The 19,853-nt window shown below is 68.0% G+C and carries 18 protein-coding genes and 4 pseudogenes; 15 read left to right on the forward strand and 7 right to left on the reverse strand.

Annotated elements, in window-relative coordinates:
• Positions 1 to 4 precede the first annotated feature (4 nt).
• Genes AB0M11_RS08430 through AB0M11_RS08445 form a run of 4 tightly spaced genes read right to left on the reverse strand, consistent with a single transcriptional unit; the run spans position 5 to position 4,444 of the window.
• Positions 5 to 1,402: a fatty acid--CoA ligase family protein gene (locus AB0M11_RS08430; protein ID WP_365702760.1), complete on the reverse strand. Its 1,398-nt coding sequence runs from the start codon at positions 1,400 to 1,402 to the stop codon at positions 5 to 7.
• The gene (locus AB0M11_RS08435) at positions 1,402 to 3,501 is read right to left on the reverse strand and encodes a beta-ketoacyl synthase N-terminal-like domain-containing protein (protein ID WP_365702762.1); all 2,100 of its coding nucleotides are present in this window, start codon (positions 3,499 to 3,501) and stop codon (positions 1,402 to 1,404) included. The genes AB0M11_RS08430 and AB0M11_RS08435 overlap by 1 nt, the downstream gene beginning before the upstream one ends.
• Positions 3,498 to 3,758, reverse strand: a complete 261-nt coding sequence (locus tag AB0M11_RS08440) for an acyl carrier protein (protein WP_365702764.1) — start codon at positions 3,756 to 3,758, stop codon at positions 3,498 to 3,500. The genes AB0M11_RS08435 and AB0M11_RS08440 overlap by 4 nt, the downstream gene beginning before the upstream one ends.
• 20 nt (positions 3,759 to 3,778) lie before the next feature.
• The gene (locus tag AB0M11_RS08445; RefSeq protein ID WP_365702766.1) at positions 3,779 to 4,444 is read right to left on the reverse strand and encodes a hypothetical protein; all 666 of its coding nucleotides are present in this window, start codon (positions 4,442 to 4,444) and stop codon (positions 3,779 to 3,781) included.
• 415 nt (positions 4,445 to 4,859) lie between these two features.
• Here AB0M11_RS08445 and AB0M11_RS08450 point away from each other — a divergent pair, with 415 nt between their 5' ends.
• The 4 genes and pseudogenes from AB0M11_RS08450 to AB0M11_RS08465 all read left to right on the forward strand — a co-directional run bounded on the left by AB0M11_RS08450 (position 4,860) and on the right by AB0M11_RS08465 (position 8,741).
• Positions 4,860 to 6,050, forward strand: coding sequence for an MFS transporter (locus AB0M11_RS08450; RefSeq protein ID WP_365702768.1), 1,191 nt, complete (start codon positions 4,860 to 4,862; stop codon positions 6,048 to 6,050).
• On the forward strand, positions 6,047 to 6,295 hold the full coding sequence (locus tag AB0M11_RS08455) for a hypothetical protein (RefSeq protein WP_365702770.1): 249 nt from the start codon (positions 6,047 to 6,049) through the stop codon (positions 6,293 to 6,295). Before AB0M11_RS08450 ends, AB0M11_RS08455 begins: the two co-directional genes overlap by 4 nt.
• 171 nt (positions 6,296 to 6,466) lie before the next feature.
• Entirely contained in the window at positions 6,467 to 7,492 is a 1,026-nt protein-coding gene (locus tag AB0M11_RS08460; RefSeq protein ID WP_365702772.1) for a nucleotidyltransferase family protein, read from the forward strand.
• Between the two features lie 271 nt (positions 7,493 to 7,763).
• Positions 7,764 to 8,741, forward strand: a pseudogene (locus AB0M11_RS08465) (site-specific integrase).
• A 61-nt stretch (positions 8,742 to 8,802) separates the two neighbouring features.
• On the opposite strand, the gene phoU reads toward AB0M11_RS08465, so the two are convergent.
• Both phoU and AB0M11_RS08475 read right to left on the reverse strand, forming a co-directional pair.
• Positions 8,803 to 9,489 carry a phosphate signaling complex protein PhoU gene (gene phoU / locus AB0M11_RS08470; protein ID WP_365702774.1) on the reverse strand — a complete coding sequence of 229 codons (687 nt, stop codon included), beginning with the start codon at positions 9,487 to 9,489 and terminating at the stop codon, positions 8,803 to 8,805.
• Between the two features lie 179 nt (positions 9,490 to 9,668).
• Positions 9,669 to 9,887, reverse strand: a complete 219-nt coding sequence (locus AB0M11_RS08475; RefSeq protein WP_365702776.1) for a hypothetical protein — start codon at positions 9,885 to 9,887, stop codon at positions 9,669 to 9,671.
• Between the two features lie 460 nt (positions 9,888 to 10,347).
• Between AB0M11_RS08475 and AB0M11_RS08480 the strand changes: the two genes are divergently transcribed.
• Positions 10,348 to 10,794 (forward strand): hypothetical protein, encoded by a 447-nt coding sequence (locus AB0M11_RS08480; protein WP_365702778.1) that lies wholly within the window; start codon positions 10,348 to 10,350, stop codon positions 10,792 to 10,794.
• Positions 10,795 to 10,845: 51 nt separating this feature from the next.
• Positions 10,846 to 11,686: pseudogene (locus tag AB0M11_RS08485) on the forward strand (transposase family protein).
• Positions 11,687 to 11,772: 86 nt separating this feature from the next.
• Here AB0M11_RS08485 and AB0M11_RS08490 read toward each other — a convergent pair.
• Positions 11,773 to 12,438, reverse strand: a complete 666-nt coding sequence (locus AB0M11_RS08490; RefSeq protein ID WP_365702780.1) for a TetR/AcrR family transcriptional regulator — start codon at positions 12,436 to 12,438, stop codon at positions 11,773 to 11,775.
• A gap of 168 nt (positions 12,439 to 12,606) precedes the next feature.
• On the opposite strand from AB0M11_RS08490, the gene AB0M11_RS08495 reads away from it, so the two are divergent.
• The 9 genes and pseudogenes from AB0M11_RS08495 (at position 12,607) to AB0M11_RS08535 (ending at position 19,790) form a co-directional block, all read left to right on the forward strand.
• Positions 12,607 to 13,812 carry a cytochrome P450 gene (locus AB0M11_RS08495; protein WP_365702782.1) on the forward strand — a complete coding sequence of 402 codons (1,206 nt, stop codon included), beginning with the start codon at positions 12,607 to 12,609 and terminating at the stop codon, positions 13,810 to 13,812.
• Positions 13,813 to 13,871: 59 nt separating this feature from the next.
• Positions 13,872 to 14,069: a ferredoxin gene (locus tag AB0M11_RS08500; RefSeq protein WP_361474110.1), complete on the forward strand. Its 198-nt coding sequence runs from the start codon at positions 13,872 to 13,874 to the stop codon at positions 14,067 to 14,069.
• Entirely contained in the window at positions 14,066 to 15,256 is a 1,191-nt protein-coding gene (locus AB0M11_RS08505; protein WP_365702784.1) for an FAD-dependent oxidoreductase, read from the forward strand. Before AB0M11_RS08500 ends, AB0M11_RS08505 begins: the two co-directional genes overlap by 4 nt.
• Before the next feature lie 56 nt (positions 15,257 to 15,312).
• Positions 15,313 to 15,441 (forward strand): annotated as a pseudogene (locus AB0M11_RS08510) (3-ketoacyl-ACP reductase); the annotation flags it as partial.
• Between the two features lie 393 nt (positions 15,442 to 15,834).
• The gene (locus tag AB0M11_RS08515; RefSeq protein ID WP_365702896.1) at positions 15,835 to 16,959 is read left to right on the forward strand and encodes an IS110 family transposase; all 1,125 of its coding nucleotides are present in this window, start codon (positions 15,835 to 15,837) and stop codon (positions 16,957 to 16,959) included.
• A gap of 16 nt (positions 16,960 to 16,975) precedes the next feature.
• Positions 16,976 to 17,404, forward strand: a pseudogene (locus tag AB0M11_RS08520) (transposase family protein); the annotation flags it as partial.
• Between the two features lie 706 nt (positions 17,405 to 18,110).
• The gene (locus tag AB0M11_RS08525) at positions 18,111 to 18,677 is read left to right on the forward strand and encodes a Uma2 family endonuclease (RefSeq protein ID WP_365702786.1); all 567 of its coding nucleotides are present in this window, start codon (positions 18,111 to 18,113) and stop codon (positions 18,675 to 18,677) included.
• Positions 18,678 to 19,080: 403 nt separating this feature from the next.
• Positions 19,081 to 19,347: a hypothetical protein gene (locus AB0M11_RS08530; protein ID WP_365702788.1), complete on the forward strand. Its 267-nt coding sequence runs from the start codon at positions 19,081 to 19,083 to the stop codon at positions 19,345 to 19,347.
• A complete protein-coding gene (locus AB0M11_RS08535; RefSeq protein ID WP_365702790.1) occupies positions 19,344 to 19,790 on the forward strand; it encodes a hypothetical protein in 447 nt (148 codons plus the stop codon). The genes AB0M11_RS08530 and AB0M11_RS08535 overlap by 4 nt, the downstream gene beginning before the upstream one ends.
• Positions 19,791 to 19,853: the final 63 nt, after the last annotated feature.

Raw genomic sequence — 19,853 nt, forward strand, 5'->3', positions numbered from 1 at the left:
GTTGTCAGCCTTCCAGGAGATGACGGATCCGAGCCCGGTCCGGTTTGCCGGCAGGGGTTCGCGGAATGGTGTCGGTCAGTGCCCAGCGGCGGGGAATGGCGAAGCTGCTGAGATGCTCGCGCAGATGGCCGGTGAGTTCCCTGATCGTGGCGCCCGGCGCCGTTTCCACCATGGCAGCCACCGATTCGCCGCGGTCTGGATCGGCGATGCCCACCACGACGGCGTCGATGACCGCGGGATGGTCGAGCAGGCGTTGCTCGACCTCAACGGGGCTGACCTTGGCACCGGCGACGTTGACGAGGAGCTTGGCGCGACCGGTGAGGTGCAGTAGGCCCTGTCGGTCGACGAAGCCGAGGTCGCCGGTGTCCAAGCCGCGTACGGTGCCGTCGTCCACCGCCGGGATCGGCTGACGTCGGCCCCCTGGGCTCAGATAAGTCGTAGGGTTCGCAGGGCGGTTGACGACTATCTTTCCCACCGTCCCCGCAGGCGACGGCCGGCCATCGCCGTCCAGCACCCGGACATCGACTCGTGGAACGGGGGTCCCAACGGACTCGGGGCATGTCGCGGCATGGCGCAGGTTCATGGTGGCGATGCCACCCTCGGACAGGCCGTATTCCTGGCATATGTCCACTCCGGTGGTGCGCAGCCAGAGGTCCGCCCACGAGGGGTGCAGCGGCGTTCCTCCGCACAGCGGGTAGCGCAACCCCGGCAGTCCGGCCTGCCGTACCGCCTCCGTGCCCGCCAGGGCTCGCAGCACGTAGGGGGTGCCCGCGATCGTGCCCGGGCGGTGGCGCAGAGCCAGCATCGCGAGGGCGGCAGGGTCGTAGTGCGGTACGAGGATGCTGGGGGCTCCGGCCAGCAATGCCGCGAATAGCAGTCCCGACGCGAAGCTGTGCGTCACCGGGGTGCCCATCAGCACGGCATGAGCGGTGTCCAACGCGAGAGCGTCGGCCACGGCTGACGCCTCGTCATGGATGTTCGCCGCACTGCGCAGCACACCCCGGGCCTTGCCCGTGGTCCCGGAGGTGAGGTGCACCAGGGCCGTGTCACCGAATTCGCCTCCCTCGTGTTCGGTGGTCTTCTCATCGGGGCCACCGCGTAGTACGCCCGCTGCGCCGAGCTCATCCGCGAGCGCGGTCGCCGCACTCGCGGGCATGGCCTCCGGGATGGCGAGCACTGCGTACCTATTCGCCTGCAAGGCCAGTAGGTCCACCACCCACGCGGTGTCGGCTTGCCGATGCAGGGCGATCAGCTGGGGCTTTCGCCGCGGCCGCTCGGGCAGAGCAGCCCTACGGTCTTCGACGGCACGCACCAAGTCGCCCCAGGAGAGCGTGACTCGGGGGTCGATCAGCGCGGGGGCCGTCGGCGTCCGGCTCGCATGATTCCGTACGTGCTCCCACATCAGCCGGCACCCCGTTCCGCAGGCCGGCGGTAGTGCACCAGGATGGTGGCGCAGTACGGGCCGGTGGTGGCCACAACCGCTTCCTCGGCTTCACCATCCGCGATCCGCCTGATCGCCAGCAGATGGGCATCCAGAGCGGCGACCGCCCCGGCCGCGGGCTCGACCCCGGTCCACTGACCGGCCTCGGCGTCCGGTTCGTCCAGGCCGCTGGCTATCAGCAGCGCCGGACGCTGCCCGCACAGCCTCTTCACCGCTGCGTCCAGTGCCTTGGGGCCGGCGGGCCGAGAAGCGATGGGCAGTCTGATGTGTCCGGCGAGTTCCGCTGAGGTTCCTGCCTGAGGGGCGCCGTGTGTGGGAGGAGCCAGGGCGATCACGGTCGCGGCGGCCGGGAGGGGCGGGGAGTCCGGTGTGACGCGCAGACGGTTCTCTGGAGCCTCGTAGCCGCCGACGAGGATGGCGGGGACCTGGCCGATACGCACGGACCGTGCACCGCTCACCAGGGCCTCGACGGCGCCCGTGGCCCCGAGGTAGGTCTCGGTCCTGCCCCGGATGCCGTGTATGACGGACGTCGCGGACGCGGGAGTGTTGAAGGTGGACAACGCGAAGTCGAGTGGGTCAACCCCTCGGATGCCTCGGGCCCGCAAGGCGGCGTGCATACGGGCGTGGTGGTGCTGCTGGCCGAACTCCGTCCCGATGAGCAGCCCTCCGTTCAGGCAGCCCGAGCGCCACTCCTCAGGGAGCCCTCCGAGCAGAGCACCCACCGATGCGGCCAGCAGCTGGCAGGTGTGGTCGGGACGCGGGGTGGTCAGTTGCCGCCCGGGAAGCGGAGCGGCGCGCTCGTCGAAGGCGGGGTGCCATCCGACGGCTTCCACACCGTCCGCGCGGGCTCGGCCTGCGGCGATGAGGTGGACTGGGACCGTGTCCGGTGCTCGACGAAGATTAGGTGTCCGGCCGATGACGACCGTGCAGTTGGCACCGCCGAACCCCGATGCATGCACCAAGGCGGAGCCGGCCGGGTGGACTCGGCGGCCGCGGGACGGTTGTACCGCTGCGGTCGCCGGGTCCTGGGTCCCGTCACCCAGTACGGGCGGCACCTCGTCCCGGGACAGTCCCTCGACGGCTGCCGCGAGGGTGAACAGCCCCGCGGCGCCCTCGGTGTGGCCGATCGCGCTCTTGACGGCGGTGGCCAGCAGGCCGGACGGGCCGGGCGACAGAACCTCACCCACCGCGCGAGCCTCGGCGAGATCACTTGCCGGGGAGGCGGTGGCATGCGCGTGGAACACACCGATGTCCCCGGGCCGACAGGCGGCGTCGGCGAGCGCCGCGCGCAGGGATCGGGCGATTCCCTCGGCGGCGGGCGTGGTGAGATGGCCGGCGTCCGAACTCGCTCCCCAGCCGGTGACTGCCGCCTGGATGGCCGCGCCGCGCCGAGCGGCGTGTCCGGCGGATTCCAGTACGACGACGGCGGCTCCCTCGGCGAGGACGAAGCCGTCCCTGTCGGCTGCGAACGGTCGGCAGCGCCGCTGGGTGAGCAAGCGCATGGAGCGGAAACCAGCCAGAACTACCTCGGTCACCACATCCACGGCGGCGACCAGCATCAGCTCCGCCTCGCCTTCTCGGATGCGCTCGGTTGCCCAGGCGACCGCTCCCGTGCTGGAGGCACAGGCCGAGGAAAGAACCGCGCACGGTCCGGTGAGCCCCAGTTCCTCGGCGGCCACCACGGCCGGCCACTCCTTGCGCAGCGGACCGTGGCCGCTAGTCGGCTCCTGACCTCCGAAGGCTTGCTCCGGCAGGTGCCACCCGGCGCTGGTCGAGGCAAGTACCAGCCCGCCGCCCTGAATCCGGGCACTGTCGAGACCGGCCCGCGCGATCGCTTCCAGAACCGCGCCGCGCAACAGCCGTACCGGCCGGTCTTCCCTCGGGCCGTCCTGGTCCGGAACCTCGAAGACGCCGGCGACACGCATCGCCGTCGCATCGAACCCCGTTGGCGGGTGCGGCTCGCAGCCGGTGAAGAGACCTTTCCAGAAGTGCTCGACGCCGGAGCCGAGGGGAGAGACACAACCGAGGCCCGTGATGACGACGGTAGGCTCGTCGGTCATTCCGCAGGCTTCCGCAGCGCCGGTTCGATGAGTCTCAGCAGATCCGCGACGGTCTTCGCGGAGCCGACGTCGGCGTCATCGATGTCCAGATCGAAGGCGTCCTCCATGTCCGCGGCGAGCGAGAGGAGTTCGAGCGAATCGATGCCGAGCGCGGTGAGTTCGTCATGTGGCCCGGGTTCCAGCTCGCTCTCCCGAAGTTCGGGGCTGTGGGATCTGAGCAAGGAGATGAGGGTGTCGTGGGCGGGTTTCGCGGTCACGGATGACTCCAGTGCTGTGACTAGTGGAAGTCTGGGTCGAGACGACCCATGTGGCTCAGACCGACCCTCAACTGCTCATCGGGGCCATAGGTGTTGTAGAAGACCTCTTGCTCCGGATCGAAGATCCGGGCATGCGGCAGCACGGAAGGGCCTCGGACGAACAACGTGATGCACGGCTCCGTGTCGCTCTCGTTGATGACCTGGTGCGGCCGGCCGGCCGGCAGCGAGTTCGTCTGTCCTGGGGACAGGTCCTGGTGCAGTTGGACGGCGAGCCGTGCGGTCCTTGCCGCTTCATCGCAGTGCAGGATCTCGAACTGCCGCTCGTGGTAGCCACCGCGGACCATGACGGTGCTGCAGTGCCACTTGTGATAGTGCACCTTCTCGATGGCGCCGCCGTTCTGGCGCTTGGTCTTGAAACGGTGCAGCCGCACCCTGAACGGGCTGTCGTCCTCCATGTGGAGGACGAACTTGTCCATGAGGATCCGCGGGTAGGCCATGTGTGGTGCGAGCCGTCCGAACAACTCGTCGTCCGCGAGAATCGCTTCTGTGCGTTCGTGGATGACCTCCGGAGATGCTGCTGCCCTCAGCAGGATCTCCTCGACGATCGGCGCCTGGCGCTCCATGTAGCGGGGATCAGACCAGTCGACATCCGCTTTGAGCGCGGCGACGAAGGCGCTCCAGTCCATTGTGGTTCTCCAACCGTGGCGAAGGAACGAGTCGCACGCGATGGGACAGAGCCGAGGCGGCACAGAGATGCACGCAAGGAGCCCTTATCGGGCCAAGTAAGCCTCGGCTGGCGGCGACCAGCAGCGGAAACGCTCAAGATCCTTCATACCCAAACATCAACTGTCAATCCCCGATAGTTGATCGCACAGGTTCAAACTTTCTTTACCTATGAAGTGGACCCGAAAGCTTGCCGGTCACCGAGGGTTCACCTAGCGTTGCCCGGCGTTGCCACCAGAAGCGACGCGACAGGCACCGACGTGGCCGGTTTGGCGTCACATCACGAAAATCCAGGCGAACGGGGTCCCTGTGGTTGGTCGGAGCCGGCTGCTCAGCAGCGCGCGTCCAGGCGAGAAGATCTCGATATTCCTCGTCCTGATGGCAGATTCCGTCGTGACCGGCCTCTTCGTCCCGATGTCCCTCCTCTACCTGTCCGCGACTTCGGGCGAGTCCTTGGTGCGGGTCGGAATCCTGTTGAGCGTCGCCGGGGCCATAACGCTGCCGTTTCCGCTGTGGGTTGGCCGACTCGTTGACGGTGTGGGATCCAAACGGGTCGTCCTGGTCGCCCAATTGCTGCAGGCGGCCGGGTTCGCGGGCTATCTCGTGACGACGAGTCCAACCATGCTCTTCATAGCCGCGGTTGTAACCTCGCTGGGGCAACGAGCCTTCTGGTCTTCCATATTCACTCTGGTGAGCTACCTGGCTGACGGTGATTCCGACGCCCGGGCCCGCGAGCGGTGGTTCGGCGTCATAGGTTCGCTGCGAGCAGCCGGCTACGGCGTCGGTGCGCTCACTGCGGGTGTCATCCTGTCCATGAAGTCGAACCTCGCCTCGCGAGGCGCTATCGGGGCGGATGTCCTGCTGCTCCTAGTGGCCGCCGTACTGGTCGGGGCAGGCGTTCCCGGAAGGGCCGCTCCCAGCGCGGGCCGCGACCGGGAACACCAAGAGCGCGGATACCGAGTACTGTGGGCCGATCGTCCTTACCTGGGGCTTGTGGCACTGAACACGGCGTTCGCTCTCTGCAACGTGATGCTCGGCATCGCGTTCCCACCGTTCGTCACGCACCGGCTTCCCTCGATGATCTGGGCGATCGGCCCACTACTGGCGGCCAACACGATAGTCCAGGCAATATTCCAGCCCGTGGTCGTCCGCTTGATCCGCCCGCTGTCGAGAGACAGGTCACTCTGCCTTGCCGGCGCCCTTTGGGCCTCTTGGGCCTGCTTGACAATCGCCCCAGAATGGGCACCGAGGGTTATTTGGCTACCCTGTCTCACAATCGCCATCCTGTGTTACTCCGCAGCCCAATTGGTGCACTCTCCGGTATCCAACGCACTTGCCGCAGATGCCGCACCTGCCGACGTGCGAGGTCGTTATCTTGCGATCTTTCAGACCTCCTTCGCTGTTGCCACAGTCGTCGCACCGATCATGTTTTCGATTCTCTTCGAAAAGTCGAGCTACGCTCCATGGACCACCCTCACACTCCTCGGCCTCCTCACGATTCCGGCGACTTTGTTCCTTGCCTCGCGTCTGCCTAAGTCCGCCCTATTGGGAGGAGTTGCGTCCGTATGATCAAAGCTACCTATGAGAAGCCGCCTGCGGCCGAGGGAGACAAAGCATGTCCGCCGGACCCGGATGACATCTACCTCGGTGGCCTCGTGATGGGTTATCGATGGCCAGGCTTCTTCTATGCGGCCGACGAGAATCATGAGGCGGTAGGTTTCGCCGGCTATCCCCTGGGAGGGATACGGATGATGGACGTCCTTTTCGGTCCGGTAGAGAAACTCTGTAAGGGCCAGACGGCCATCAACGGTTGACCGCAGGCAACATCGAGCGGGAAGCGGGTAGGTATGAGCAGCGTTACCGAAAAGGTGCAATTCTCGTTGGTTGCCGTGGGTGCTGGACTGGTATCAGCCACCCACCCCAATGCACAAGAATACGGCCGTCGACTTATTCAACAATGCGACATCGACTTGATTGCGCACCGGATGGGCGAGTTCACCCAGTTCCTCAAGGTGAAGAAGTGTCTAGCCTTCATGCCCGGCGTACGAGAATACTTCGACGGCTACCAGTTTGACGAAATGTGGCAACTGTGCAAAGTGCTCGATATTGTCACGGGCACGCGACTCGAAATCCTACTCCCGGCATTCACGGCACTTCGGCGTGCGGGAATGGAGGTTATGCCCATCAAGGGATTTGACATGATCTATGCATTCCCCAACGCGAGCGGTAAGAGGTTCGTAGTCGACGCCGATCCGCTGGTCCCTCCCGGCGACGTCCAGAAGGCACACGACATACTCGTCGAGGCCGGCTTCCGGCAGGGGGCGATAGACAGGTCCCGGCTCAACGCTGCAGGCACAGGCCCTGAGCTCACACCGCTGGAGGACCGAGACCTCAAGTGGATGCTACAGAACCACCATCAGGCACATCCGTACTTCAAGTTCTTCTCCCCCGAGTTGTCGTGCGAACAGGTGGATCTCCTGACCCGGCATACTCCGGCGACTGTCATCGACGGAAAGCCCTACGCCGCGGCGGCGGTCGACCTGCACTTTTCGATCGCGTCCGGATTCGAAGAAGAGGACCAGTGGCCCTCACGCCGTACAGTCACGCTGCCGGATGGACTCGAATACCCCGCACTCGATCCGGAAGTCTACCTGTGCTTGTATCTCGGCAGGGCCTACAGCGTGACGCAAGCATTCAATGACCCGCCTTTGCAGACCATCGCGGACGCCACGAGAGTCGTGGCGGCCAGCGAAGTCGACTGGTCGCGGTTCGCCAGCCTAGTGGAGAAGTACCGGCTCTACGCCCCTGCCTACTATGGGCTGCAGCAACTGTCGGCGATTCTTGAGGATCCCCGCTGTGTGCCCGACGAGCAGGTCGCCTATTTTTATGACCTTCTTCAGGCGCATCCCGACTACGACTTGGGTGATTTCAGTGCCCGATTTCTCTCAACCGTCAACTGTACGCCGTTCGACGAGGTCTTCCGGCCCCAAGGCGCAGGGCTTCGGCGTTGAATGAGGTCCGGTTCCTGATCACCAGAGCGCCAGAAGGACAGGCGGGCATCGTGCGTCGCGGACGTTGCAGCGCAGGCCGACCGCAACGTTCGTGACGCCGTTGCCAGCCGCACCGTTCCGACGGCCAGAAGTGCGGTGTCGGCGGCCGGACCCGTGTGAAGTTGTTCCGCAGATAACGCCCTTATCCGTGGCAACGCTGATCACGGCCTGCGGCGACTTCCGTGGGGCCGTGCGTGAAGCGACCCTGTTGACTGTGGCAAGGGGAGGGACTGTGCGTGCGGTTGTGCAGCCGCCCGCCGGGAAGGCGTTGACCGTCCGCACGGCGGCCGATGGCTTCCTCGATTCGCTCGGTAACGCGAACACCCGCCGGTCGTACTGCATCGGGGGCGGCAAGACCGCCGAACGGCTCGGCGAGTCCCGCCCGCTCGCCACCATCGCGGACGACGATATCGGCGGCGCCCTCGAACAGCCGTGGGGCGAAGCGGCGGCCAACACCTGGAACACCCACCGGGCGGCGGTGCTGTCGTGGCTGGGCTGTCGTGGCTGGGCTGGTGTGCCGAGCGCGGATATGACGGCCCGGCGGTGCCGGCGTGGGTGAAGCGGAGGCCGCCATCGGACTCGGACACCCCGGCTCGGTCGAAGATGGCCATCGATCGGCAGATCGCCCGCCGTGACGTGCGCCTGGGGGAGAAGACTCGTGGCGGAGCTCTACAAGACGGTCGCGCGGTCGGAGGAGATCCTCGGCGTCAAGGACCTGGCCGGGCGCTGGGCCCCAGTGAAGGCGAAGGGGGCCCAATATTGTACCCGGCGCTAGGGGTGCCCCGCGCGAGGAGTTCGTGCTGGAGACCGTGTACTGGGACGCCGGCACCGCCCGTCTGCTGCCCCGGCTGACCAGGGGTCGTACGCGCGTTCCGGTGTTCGTCACGCACCGTCGGTCGGGGCAGGGGAAGGTGGCCACCCGCGTGACGTCTGCCCCGACACCGGTCTCGTGCGGCGGTCGTACGGGCAGGCCCGCACGCTGCTGGACGCGCACACGGCTGTCGGCGGGGTGCCGGGAACGGGCGGGGACCTGCACGAATACCAGCACTCGGGTCTCACCCACCTCAGGGAGACCGGTGCCAGCCCGCCGATGCTCATGGCCAATTCGCGGTACAGGAAGCCGGAGAACGTGCGGCGCTACTTCCACCCGTCGGCGGAGGCGATCGCCGAGGTCACCAGTCTGCTGGCGCTTGGGGACAACAGCCGCTGAGTCCGGCCGCGGACAGCCGTGCCTCCTGGCCAGCCGGCCCTTGACGGTGCTCGCAGGGCGCTCAGGCGGTCTGCGCGCGTGGTGAGGGCGGGGTGGCAGCCAGTTCCTCGGCCTGTTCGCCGGTGACCAGGAAGACCACGCGGCGGGCGACAGAGACGGCGTGGTCGGCGAAGCGTTCGTAGTAACGGCCCAGCAGGGTGGCGTCGACCGCGGTCTCCACGCCGTGATGCCAGCGGTCGTCCATGAGGTGCTGGAATATCGAGCGGTGCAGTTCGTCGATCCGGTCGTCGTCCTGCTCCATCTGAAGCGCGGCCTCCAGGTCGTGGGTGACCAGGACGTCGGCGGCCTGGGCCATCAGCCGCTGGGCGAGCTGGCTCATCTCCAGAATGGTGCGGCGCAGGTCCTGCGGCACGGCCTGGCCGGGGTAGCGCAGCCGGGCCAGCTTGGCCACGTGCTGGGCCAGGACCGCGCAGCGTTCCAGGTCAGCGCTCATGCGCAGGGAGGTGACCACCACCCGCAGGTCGGTGGCGACCGGCTGCTGGCGTGCCAGGACCGCGACCGCCCGGTCGTCCAGATCGCGTTGCAGGTCCTCGACCTTGCTGTGGGCGGAGATCACGCTTTCGGCGAGCTGAAGATCGGTGTCCAGCAGTGCGCTGGTGGCCCGGCCCAGGGCCGAACCGACCCGGTTCGCCATGTCCACCAGGCCCTCGCCGATCGAGGCCAGCTCCTCGTGGTACGCCTCGCGCATACGAGCCCCATTCCCCTCGGTCTGCCCCCGTCCGCGTCTCTGCCAGAATCCCACACCCGGCGTGAGCAGGGACATCGGCCGCCACCGCGCGAGGGGACCGTAAGGGCTTCGGCCGGCGCGCCGATTGGCCGGGAGCGGCCGGGGCCCGCTGGGGCGGGCGTAGGCTCGAAACGCGGAGGTCACTGGAACAGTGATGTGGTCCGGGCCTTCGCCCCTGAGCCCGGCCGGCTACGCGCGGGCCGGGCTCGTCTGAGGTCACGGGCCGGTGCTGCGCATTCCTCGTCGGTGGCGTCCACCTCGCGCAGCGGGCGCGGGCCCCCGAGCAGATCGGGAAGCTGGAAGGAGTGGTAGGTGGCCAGCCGCAGATACGTCTGGTCGACCTTAAGGCTCCAGGACAAGCCCCTCCATGCGTGAGCGATGCGTGAGCGGACTGCCCATCAGAGGACGTCATGAGCGGGACCGAGCAGGAATCCGCGCCGCACTGATCAGGTAAAACAGCACCGCGCAGCAGCGTCGAGCACCCCCCGGCAAGGATCCAATCCCACTCCTAAAGCGGGTGTCGCAGGTTCGAATCCTGCCGGGGGCACCAGGCAAAAGGCCCCGGACCGATCATGGTCCGGGGCCTTTGACATCCAGCTTTGACATCAACGAGCAGGGGGCATCGTGAATTCGCAGGTCACGGGTCTGGTGTGAGTGACGACTCGGGTACTCATGCTGGTCGGTGGCCGATGACCATGGTGTAGATCATCGGGCGGTCCGGCTCCGGCGGGTTACCGGGTTCGGCTGCGCCCGTGACCGGCTCCCGCCTACGGTCCGTCAGCAGGTCGGCACGCCACGAGACCGTGGGAGGTTGCGGGGATGCAAGAGCGGCAGTGGATCACCGCTCGCCGGAGCGAACTGGACGCCCTCGCCGAGCAGTTGACCAAGCAGCTTCAGGAAGTCCAGGTCGAGCGGGACGAAGTGGCGATCGCGGAGCGGGTGTTGAACCGGCTGGCCGAGCAGGTCCAGGCCGACGCCGAGGCTGTCGCTCCGGTAGCAGCGCAGGTGGCCGGGCGGGCGGTCCTGCCCATCCCTCACCGCAGCGACGCGGCCGACAAGAGCGCGCTGCCCGGCGACTACCGCAAGATCCTGGCGATCGTACGGGAGGCCGACGGCCCGGTGCAGGTCAGGGCAGTCGGCGAGCGCCTGGGCCTGGACGCCTCGGTGCGCGGCAAGCTGGAACCTTTGCGGGCGAAAATGACCAAGCTCGCCGACCGCGGCTGGCTGCACAAGCGACCCGATGGGCGGTTCACCGCACGTCCGTGACAGCGCGGACGGGCCGTAACTGACGGGCCCCCGGCGGCAGTTGAGTTTGGTGTGAAGAAAAACAACAGTTCCGTCGAGGGCCCTGACGGCCTTGTCTGCACCGCCCGCCTGCCGCTGTCGAGCGCCACCCTGAACTATCTCGCCGGCCTGATACGCGGCCACCTGAAAAAGATCGGCTCGCGGTGGCGGGCCCTGCCCTCGGGAAAAATCGCGGGGATCGTGCTGGCGGTCCTGCGCTGTGACCAGCGGCCCGGCGACCTGGCCGGCGGGAACAGGGTGCACCGCACCACCGTCACCCGCTGGGTGCGGGAAGTCGTCGGATTGCTGGCTGCCCGCGCCCCGCGTCTAGACCGCGCGCTGAGGAAGATCGCCCGAAAGGGTGGCGGAGTGGTGCTGCTGGACGGCTCACTGATACGCACCCGCCGTCGCACCGGGACCGAGAACCGGAAGAACTATTCGGGCAAGCACAAATGCCACGGCCTGCTCGTAATCGCTCTCACCGACGACCGCGGCCGACTGGTATGGGTCTCCGCGGCGCGGCCCGGACGGTGCTCGGAGATCACCGCCTGCCGCCACGACAAACTCACCACTCACCTGCGGGCGGCCGGTCTCGGCGCCATCGCCGGCCTGGGGTTCGTCGGACTCGACGATGCCGGTCCGGACGCCGACCCGGCGGTGATCACCGGCTACAAGGCCGCCCGCAACCGGCCCCTGACCCGAGGGCAGAAACTGTCCAACAAGGCGCTCGCCGCTGTCCGGGCGCCGGTCGAGCACGGCTTCGCCCATCTCAAGAACTGGCGCCGTCCTCGGCAAGGTCCGCACGGATCGGAGGTGGGCGACCGCGCTGGTGCGGGCCCTGCCGGTGCTGACGAACCGGGAAGTCGCCCGCTGACGGATGATCTTGACGGTGGACTACCGCCCCGGACCTACCCGAGCCTCCATACACCTACGCACACCAGACCATCTGACGTGCAGCTTTCACGATGCACCCTGCTCAGTGGGGCTCGGAGTCTGCGATGCCGGGAGCAGGCAGCGCAGCAGGGACTCCTCCAGCTCGATCAGGATGGCTTCGCTCCTGGCTACGGGGCCCGGGAGGGTGCGCCACAGGACGAGCTGGCCGTGCAGGGCGGTCCACAGGTGGATACCCAAGTTCCGCGCCTCCGTCCGACGGCCGGGGGCTGCTTCGGCGAGGTAGGCGTCAGCCGTATCGGTCCACGCCTGGAGCACGGTTTGGACGGGGTGGTCGGTGTAGAGCCGACGCTCGGGCTCGTACTCCAGGCTGAACATCAGGCGGTAGCGGCGGGGCTTGTCGATGGCGAACCTGCGGTAGGCCTTGAGGGTGGCCCGCACGCGCCCCAACGGGCTCGCGCCTGCCGCGGCGGCCGACTCGCCGGCCTCGCTCATCACGACGGCCAGTGTGCGGTAGGTGGCGTCGAGGACGGTGGAGACCAGGTCGGCCTTGTCCTTGAAGTGCCGGTAGACGCTGGGCGCGGAAATGCCGACCTCGCGGGCGACCCCGCGCAGGGAGAGCGCGTCCTCGCGCCCCGTCTCCTCCAGGATGCGGGTCGCCGCATCGAGGATCTCCTGCCGCAGCCGCTCGCCTTCGCCCCGCGCGTTGGGTACCCGCTCGACCTGCGACTTCATGGCCTTCTCCTCGCTTCCCGCAGCAGCCTACCGACCCTTGATACCTCCTGTCGCCGGCGGTCGGCGCTTCGTCGGGTCCGGCATCCGGGCTTCCCATTCCTCGGTTAACGCTGTTAGTCTAACAATCCTTCGACTAACGGCGTTAATCGATACTGGAAAGGCACAGTCATGACCTCGTCCCCGACCCTCCCCGCGTTTACGCTCACCCGCCCGCAGGCCACGCCCCTGGACCCCCCGCCACTGTATGCGCAGCTACGTGAGGAACAGCCCATCACCCGTGTCTCCCTGTGGGAGGGACGGCTCACTCCGTGGCTGGTGACCCGCTGGGAGGACGCCCGGGCGGTACTGGGCAGCCCGGCGTTCAGCTCCGACCCGACGCACCCCGGCGCACCCACCTTCAGGGAAGGCCAGCCGAAGAACCCGCGCGGCTTCTTCGCGGGCTACGATGACCCCGTCCACGCGGCGATGCGGCGCACCCTGACCCGGGAGTTCATGGTCAAGCGCATCAACGAGCTGCGCCCGGCCATCGCCCGCCTGACCGACGAGCTCCTCACCGGCCTGACCGAGCTGAGCGGTCCCGCCGACTTCGTGGAGCACTTCGCGCTGCCGCTGCCGTCCCTGGTGATCTGCGAGCTGCTGGGTGTGCCCTACGAGGACCATCCGTTCTTCCAGGAGCAGGCGAAGGCCATCGTCGATCTGAACGTCTCGGCAGAGGAATCCGCCCGGGCGATCGCCAACCTCGGCGAGTATCTGCTGGGGCTCGTGCGGACCAAGCGCACCACGCCCGGGAACGACGTGGTCACCCGCCTCGCCGCCCAGGTGGACAAGGGCGTGATCACCGACCAGGACGCCGCCCACCTGAGCGCTTTCCTGCTGTTCGCCGGCCATGAGACGACGGCCAACATGATCGCGCTGAGCACCATCACCCTCCTCAACCACCCCGACCGGATACCGCACATCCTCGGCGGACCGGACCAGGTCGCGAGCGCGGTGGAGGAACTCCTGCGCTACCTGTCCATCGTGCACGGCGGACTGCGCCGCACCGCCATCGAGGACGTCACCATCGGCGGCGTGACCCTGCACGCGGGCGAGGGCGTGATCGTTCCCGTCCATGTCGCCAACCGCGACCCGGAGTTCTTCTCGAACCCCGACGACCTGGACTTGGAGCGTGCCAACGTCCGCCAGCACCTGGCCTTCGGCTACGGCATCCACCAGTGCCTGGGCCAGCCGCTGGCCCGCGCCGAACTCCAGATCATCCTGCCCGAGGTCTTCCGCCGGCTTCCCGATCTGAAGATCGCCGTACCGATGGAGGAGGTCGCCTTCAAGCAGGCCACCGCCGTGTACGGCGTCCGCGAGCTGCCCGTCACGTGGTGACCGCAACCACCTGATCCCCCCACCACCAAGAGCAGGGAAGAAACGTCATGCACAACGTCATGCGGGTAGAAGTCGACGTCCCCAAGTGCGTCGCCTCGGGCCAGTGCGTACTGCTCGCCCCCGACGTCTTCGACCAGCGCGACGAGGACGGCATGGTCGTCCTCCTCGACGAGACTCCGCCGGCCGAACTCCACGACGCCGTCCGCGAATCCGCCACCGTCTGCCCCGCGGCCGCCATCCGCCTGGAGGAGTCGTGAGCGTGCCCCCGACCGGCCGCGTGGTCGTCGTCGGCGCCTCCGCCGCCGGCCTCGCCGCCGCCGAAACCCTCCGCCGGGAGGGCCACATCGGCCCCCTCACCCTCATGGGTGACGAACCCGCCGCCCCCTACGACCGCCCGCCCCTGTCCAAGGAGATCCTCTCCGGCGCCTGGAGCCCCGACCGGCTGCCGCTGCGCACCCCTGCCGACCTCGACGCCCTTGACCTGGACGTCCGCTACGGCCACGAGGCCATCGGGGCGGACGTCGCGGCCCGGACAGTGCTGCTGTCCGACGGCTCCGAAGTGTCGTACGACGGGCTGGTCGTGGCCACCGGAGTCCGCCCCCGGCGTCTGCCCGGCACACCGGCCCACGTCCTGCGCACCCTGGACGACGCCCTCGCCCTCAAGGACCGCCTCGGCCCTGGCCGCACCCTGGCCGTCGTCGGCGCCGGATTCCTCGGCGTCGAAGCCGCCGCCGTGGCAGCCGGCCTGGGCACCCACGTGACCCTCCTGGAACCCGCGCCCGTCCCGCTGGCCCACGCGGTCGGCGAGGACGTCGGCCGCATGCTCGCCCAGGCCCACCTGGACCATGGCGTGGACCTGCGCACCGCGACCAGGGTCGGCGAGATCGTCCCCGGCGGCGTACGCCTCGACGACGGCAGCACGGTGCAGGCCGACACGGTGCTGGTGGCCGTCGGCTCCCGGCCCAACACCGAGTGGCTGACCGGCAGCGGGTTACGCCTGGACGACGGGCTCGTCTGCGACGCGTACTGTGCCGCCGCGCCCGGGGTGTACGGCGCGGGTGACGTGGCCCGCTGGGACAACCCGCTCTTCGACACGTCGATGCGGATCGAGCACCGCTCGAACGCCGCCGAGCAGGGCATGGCCGCCGCCCGCAACCTCCTGGGCGCCCAGCGTCCCTTCGCGCCCGTCCCCTACTTCTGGTCCGACCAGTACGACATGAAGATCCGCGCCTACGGCTACCTGCGCGGCCACGACGAGATGCGGATCGCCGAAGGCAGCCTGGAGCAACGGAAGTTCACCGCTGTCTACCGCACCGGTGACCACCTCGCCGGTGTCCTGACCATCGGCATGCCACCCAAGAGCATCAGGCCCTGGCAACAGGCCCTCGCCGCCCGCACGCCCTGGCGGCAGGCCGTGTCCCTCCTGGAGGGAGCGGCAGCATGAGCAGCCCCACCGCATCACAAGGGCGCGGCGTCGTCGTCACCGCCGCCGGGTAGGGGATCGGACGCGCCACGGCGCTGCGGTTCGCGCAGCTCGGCGACAAGGTCCACGTCGCCGAGCTCAACGCCGACGGCGCCGAGGCGGTCGTCAAGGAGATCGGAGCGGGCGGCGGCACCGCCCGCGCGGTCGTTCGGCAGGGCTTTCGTGACATTCCGGGCTTTATGGACCCAGTACCGCTGGTGCCGGGCGGCCGGGAACACAGTGCCACCGCGGGCGCCGGCTGAGGGCCGCGGTGTGCGAGCGCTTCACCGGTCGTCGCGGGTCAGGCCAGACCGAACCAACCGAGCACTGTCTGGACCAGCAGGATGGTGGACATGCCGGCGACGCCCATTACCACGGAAGCGCGGTCAGGCGGAGGCTGAACTGCTCGCGGATCAGGGCGCCCAGGCCCTTGCCGGTGTGCGAGCCGAGGCGGACGGCCATCTAGTCTAGAGGGCACCGCCACAGTCCTGACCGCTCCACCGACCGGCGCTGGCCATCGGTACCGCGTCGTGAACAGGAGCACCGTGACCACCCTCAGCATGGCCGCTGCCTTCCGTGCCGTCCAAGCCGCCGAGGCCCCGGCCACGCCGCCTTCGGTGATGCTCGGCGTTGACACCCACAAGGACGTGCACGTCGCCGCCGTCCTCGACCACCTTGGTGGGCTGCTGGGCACCGGGGAGTTCCCGGCCACCCTGGCCGGCTATCGCCAACTTCTCGACTGGGTACGCCAGCGCGGGAGCGTATTGCGGGCCGGAGTGGAGGGCACCGGCTCCTACGGCGCTGGCCTCTCCCGCTACCTTGCGACCGAGCGGGTGGCGGTGGTGGAAGTCAACCAGCCCGACCGATCCGCCCGGCGCCGACGCAGCAAGACCGACGCCGTCGACGCCGAGGCTGCCGCCCGGGCCGCACTGTCGGGCATCGCCCGGGCGCTGCCGAAGAGCGGCGACGGGCAGGTGGAAGCGTTGCGCATGCTCCGGTTGGCGAGGAACTCCGCGGTCAAGGCGCGCACCCAAGCGCTCAACCAGCTCAAGGCAGTGCTGGTCAACGGTCCATCTGCGCTGCGCGAGGAGCTGGAGCCGCTCTCGACTTGGCTCCTGGTCCGCCGTTGCGCGGAGCTGGTCGACCCCCGCGGTGACGATCCGGCCGCCGACACGGCGGTCTTCACGCTCCGGCTGCTCGCACAGCGCGTCTTGCGACTTCGGCAGGACGTTACCGAGCTCGGACGGCGAATGACCGCAGCGGTCAAGGCCACCGCGCCCAGTCTGCTGGAGCGGTTCGGGACCGGGCCGGACAGCGCGGCGGCCCTGCTGATCGCCGCCGGTGACAACCCTGAGCGGCTGGGCAGTGAGGCATCCTTCGCCGCGCTGTGCGGCGTCAGTCCTGTCGAGCAGTCCTCGGGCAAGAGCCAGCGCCGCCGGCTCAACCGGGGCGGGGACCGGCAGGCCAACGCCGCGTTGCACCGCATCGTGGTCACTCGCATGCGCCAGGACGAACGCACCCGCGGCTACCTGGAACGCCGCACCGCCGAGGGCAAGGGGAAGCTCGAGGTAATGCGCTGCTTGAAGCGCTATGTAGCCCGCGAGATTTACGCCCTGATACGCGCCGACATGGTGACGTGCGACCGACAGCCTGATGATCCAGCGACTCTCACGACCGCAGCTTGACGAACATAGGGGCATCAAGCACAAGTGTCATGGCCTGCTGGTGATCGCGCTCACCGACGACATGGGACGCCTGCTGTGGGTCTCGGCGGCCCGGCCCGGACGATCCTCGGAGATCGCCGCCTGCCGCCACGACTAGCTCACCGCGAAACTGCGGGCGGCCGGGCTCGGCGCCATCGCCGACCTGGGCTTCGTCGGCCTCGACGACAGCGGCCCGGACGCCGACCCGACGGTGATCACCGGCTACAAGGCCGCCCGCAACCGGCCCCTGACCCGAGGACAGAAGCTGTCCAACAAGGCGCTGGCCGCCGTCCGGGCGCCGGTCGAGCACGGCTTCGCCCATCTCAAGAACTGGCGGGTCCTCGGCAAGGTCCGCACCGACCCGAAGTGGGCGACCGCCCTGGTCAGGGCCCTGCTGGTCCTGACGAACCACGAAGTCTCCCGATGACCGACGATCTTCACCAAAGTCATCCACCCGCGACCAGCCCGAGCATCGAGAACCCCACGCACGCCAGACCCGTGACCTGCAACTTCACGATGCACACTGCTCAGTTAGGGTGCGCCCCATGACCAACATCGCTCCGGCCTGTCCAGAGTGCCACCAGCCTACGAAGTCTGGCGGCCTGGTGCTCTCCAAGCGAGAGGACGACGGCCGGCGGACCTGCCGGGCGTTGTGGCGGTGCGCGGCCCGGCACACGTGGTGGCAGTGGGCGGACCGGCCGGACGATCCGTTGGAGGTCTGCCCAGTTCCGGAGCTGTTTCGGTGACATCCAACGCTGACATCAACGAGGCCGGACGGCGGCATACAGCAGCACCCCTGGACGACCGTCGGACCAGCCGTCGACGGCCCCAGAGGCGGGCGTAGATCGAACTCCTAAAGCGGGTGTCGCAGGTTCGAATCCTGCCGGGGGCACCAGTCCTGACCAGGCACGATGTACCAAAAGGCCCCTCGGAAGTGATCTCCGAGGGGCCTTTTGGCCTTGCCTGGGAACGAATGGGAACGGGCCGTCAGGCAACGACCTGCGCGGGCCCGCTGTTCGGATGCCGACCGACGGGAAGGGGGCGTGAGCGAGATCAGCGTGCCGGACGGGTGGCGGACAGTACGCTGAATCCAGCGGGATCGGGCCCGCAGCACAGTGTCCGGGAGGTGCTTCATGACGGCCGAGATGGTGGCTCCGGCGTGGATGCATGAGCAGATCACGGCGGACGAGTACGAGTCCTGGTCCGAGGAGCAGTGCGCCGGTATCGAGATCGTGGACGGGATGGTCGTCGTGAGTCCGCGCGCGTCCAAGCGGCACAACCGACTGGCCCGGATTCTGGCGAACGCCCTGGATGTCGCCGCGGGCCCGGAGTGGAACGCCGACACGGACTTCGACGTCCGGCTTCAGGACGTCCCGCTCACCAATCGCCGCCCGGACGTCGTTGTGTACCGCGCGGATACGATCGACATCACCCCCACCCGCCCTGAGCACGTACTGCTGGTCGCGGAGGCGGTGTCGCCAGGCTCGGAGACCACCGACCGGATCGTGAAGGTCGACCAGTATGCCAGGGCAGGCATCGGCTTCTACTGGCGGATCGAGCAGGCCGCGACAGGCGTCCCTCTCGTGTACACCTACGTTCTCGACCCCGCGACGAAGACCTACCGGGAGGGAGACGTGTTCACCGGCGTCCTCAAGGTAGTGGCCCCGTTCCCGGTTGAGATCGACCTCGGGCAGGTCTGACCAGGCGCTGCCCAGCAGTCGGCAGCGCGTGAGCGATGCGTGAGCGGACAGTCCGGTACACGGCGGCATGAGTCGGATCAGGTGGCTCGCCGTGCGGTTCGCACCAGGGGAAACAAATCCTGCCGGGGGCACCATGCACTATGCCGCCGACCTGGGGGTTCTCCCCAGGTCAGCGTTGCGTTCGGCCTTGGAACTCCTTGTCCTGGGCTGCGTGAGCGGGCGGGAAGTTGGTCTCCCGAATACGCCCATCAGATCAGCGCCATCCGGCAGGGGCTCCGGGCCGGGCTTCTCCGCACCGCTGGGGTGCGGCTTCGCTTCGAAGGCAGTGCTCGCACACCTCTGGGCTGTGGGCGAATCCTCCAGAGAGCAAGCCTCGACACACAGAACATGGCATACTCGAAGTATGGCAACCCGAAAGATCACCATCACAGTGCCGGAAGAGCTGGTGGAGTCGATCAAGGAGCGGGTCGACGCGCGCGGGGTGTCCGGCTACATCGCGGCCGCCGCCGCTCATCAGGACGCCATGGACCGACTGCGCGAGTTGGCCGAACGCCTTGAAGAAGAGCACGGCGCCGTGACGGACGACGAGCAGCAAGCGGCACTGGACCGCATCGCCGCCATCGACGGCTGGCATGACGAGCACCCATCGCATTCGGACGAGGCTGCGTGAGCCGCACCGCCCAGGCGAAGCTACACCGGCCGCGACAGCGCGTCTTCGTATTCGACTCCGAGGCTCTCTCCAAGACGGTCCGGGGCGATCGGGAGATGGCTGCGCTGATCAAGACAGCTCCGCGGCTCGACATCCCGATCGTCACCTCGGCGCTCACGACCTTGGAGGCATGGAACCCTCGCGAAACGTCGAGACAGGCACTATGGAACTGGACGTTGTCCCGGATCCGTATCGTGCACACTGACGACCAAGTAATCGCCATGGCGCGTGACATGCTGCAGGCAGCCGGCCTGCATGGGCACAAGTACGCCATCGACGCCATCCTGGCCGCTGTGGCCGGGCGGGAAGCAGCGCGGGGAGCCGAGGCAACCGTCTTCACGTCCGACACCGACGACATGACTCGACTCCTCTCGGGACACTCCGTGCGAGTCGAAAAGGTCTGACGGAACGCCGCCGCACGCACCTCGCTCCGACTACTCGCCGGTCCCGCGAGCGACCCAGCTCCT

Source organism: Streptomyces sp. NPDC051987, from assembly GCF_040680735.1.
GTDB lineage: Bacteria > Actinomycetota > Actinomycetes > Streptomycetales > Streptomycetaceae > Streptomyces.

Coding starts and splice junctions, on each gene's coding strand:
- AB0M11_RS08430 (WP_365702760.1), bottom strand. CDS start 1,402: ATGTGGGAGCACGTACGGAATCATGCGAGCCGGACGCCGACGGCCCCC.
- AB0M11_RS08435 (WP_365702762.1), bottom strand. CDS start 3,501: ATGACCGACGAGCCTACCGTCGTCATCACGGGCCTCGGTTGTGTCTCT.
- AB0M11_RS08445 (WP_365702766.1), bottom strand. CDS start 4,444: ATGGACTGGAGCGCCTTCGTCGCCGCGCTCAAAGCGGATGTCGACTGG.
- AB0M11_RS08450 (WP_365702768.1), top strand. CDS start 4,860: ATGGCAGATTCCGTCGTGACCGGCCTCTTCGTCCCGATGTCCCTCCTC.
- AB0M11_RS08455 (WP_365702770.1), top strand. CDS start 6,047: ATGATCAAAGCTACCTATGAGAAGCCGCCTGCGGCCGAGGGAGACAAA.
- AB0M11_RS08460 (WP_365702772.1), top strand. CDS start 6,467: ATGGGCGAGTTCACCCAGTTCCTCAAGGTGAAGAAGTGTCTAGCCTTC.
- phoU (WP_365702774.1), bottom strand. CDS start 9,489: ATGCGCGAGGCGTACCACGAGGAGCTGGCCTCGATCGGCGAGGGCCTG.
- AB0M11_RS08480 (WP_365702778.1), top strand. CDS start 10,348: ATGCAAGAGCGGCAGTGGATCACCGCTCGCCGGAGCGAACTGGACGCC.
- AB0M11_RS08490 (WP_365702780.1), bottom strand. CDS start 12,438: ATGAAGTCGCAGGTCGAGCGGGTACCCAACGCGCGGGGCGAAGGCGAG.
- AB0M11_RS08495 (WP_365702782.1), top strand. CDS start 12,607: ATGACCTCGTCCCCGACCCTCCCCGCGTTTACGCTCACCCGCCCGCAG.
- AB0M11_RS08500 (WP_361474110.1), top strand. CDS start 13,872: ATGCGGGTAGAAGTCGACGTCCCCAAGTGCGTCGCCTCGGGCCAGTGC.
- AB0M11_RS08515 (WP_365702896.1), top strand. CDS start 15,835: ATGGCCGCTGCCTTCCGTGCCGTCCAAGCCGCCGAGGCCCCGGCCACG.
- AB0M11_RS08525 (WP_365702786.1), top strand. CDS start 18,111: ATGACGGCCGAGATGGTGGCTCCGGCGTGGATGCATGAGCAGATCACG.
- AB0M11_RS08530 (WP_365702788.1), top strand. CDS start 19,081: ATGGCAACCCGAAAGATCACCATCACAGTGCCGGAAGAGCTGGTGGAG.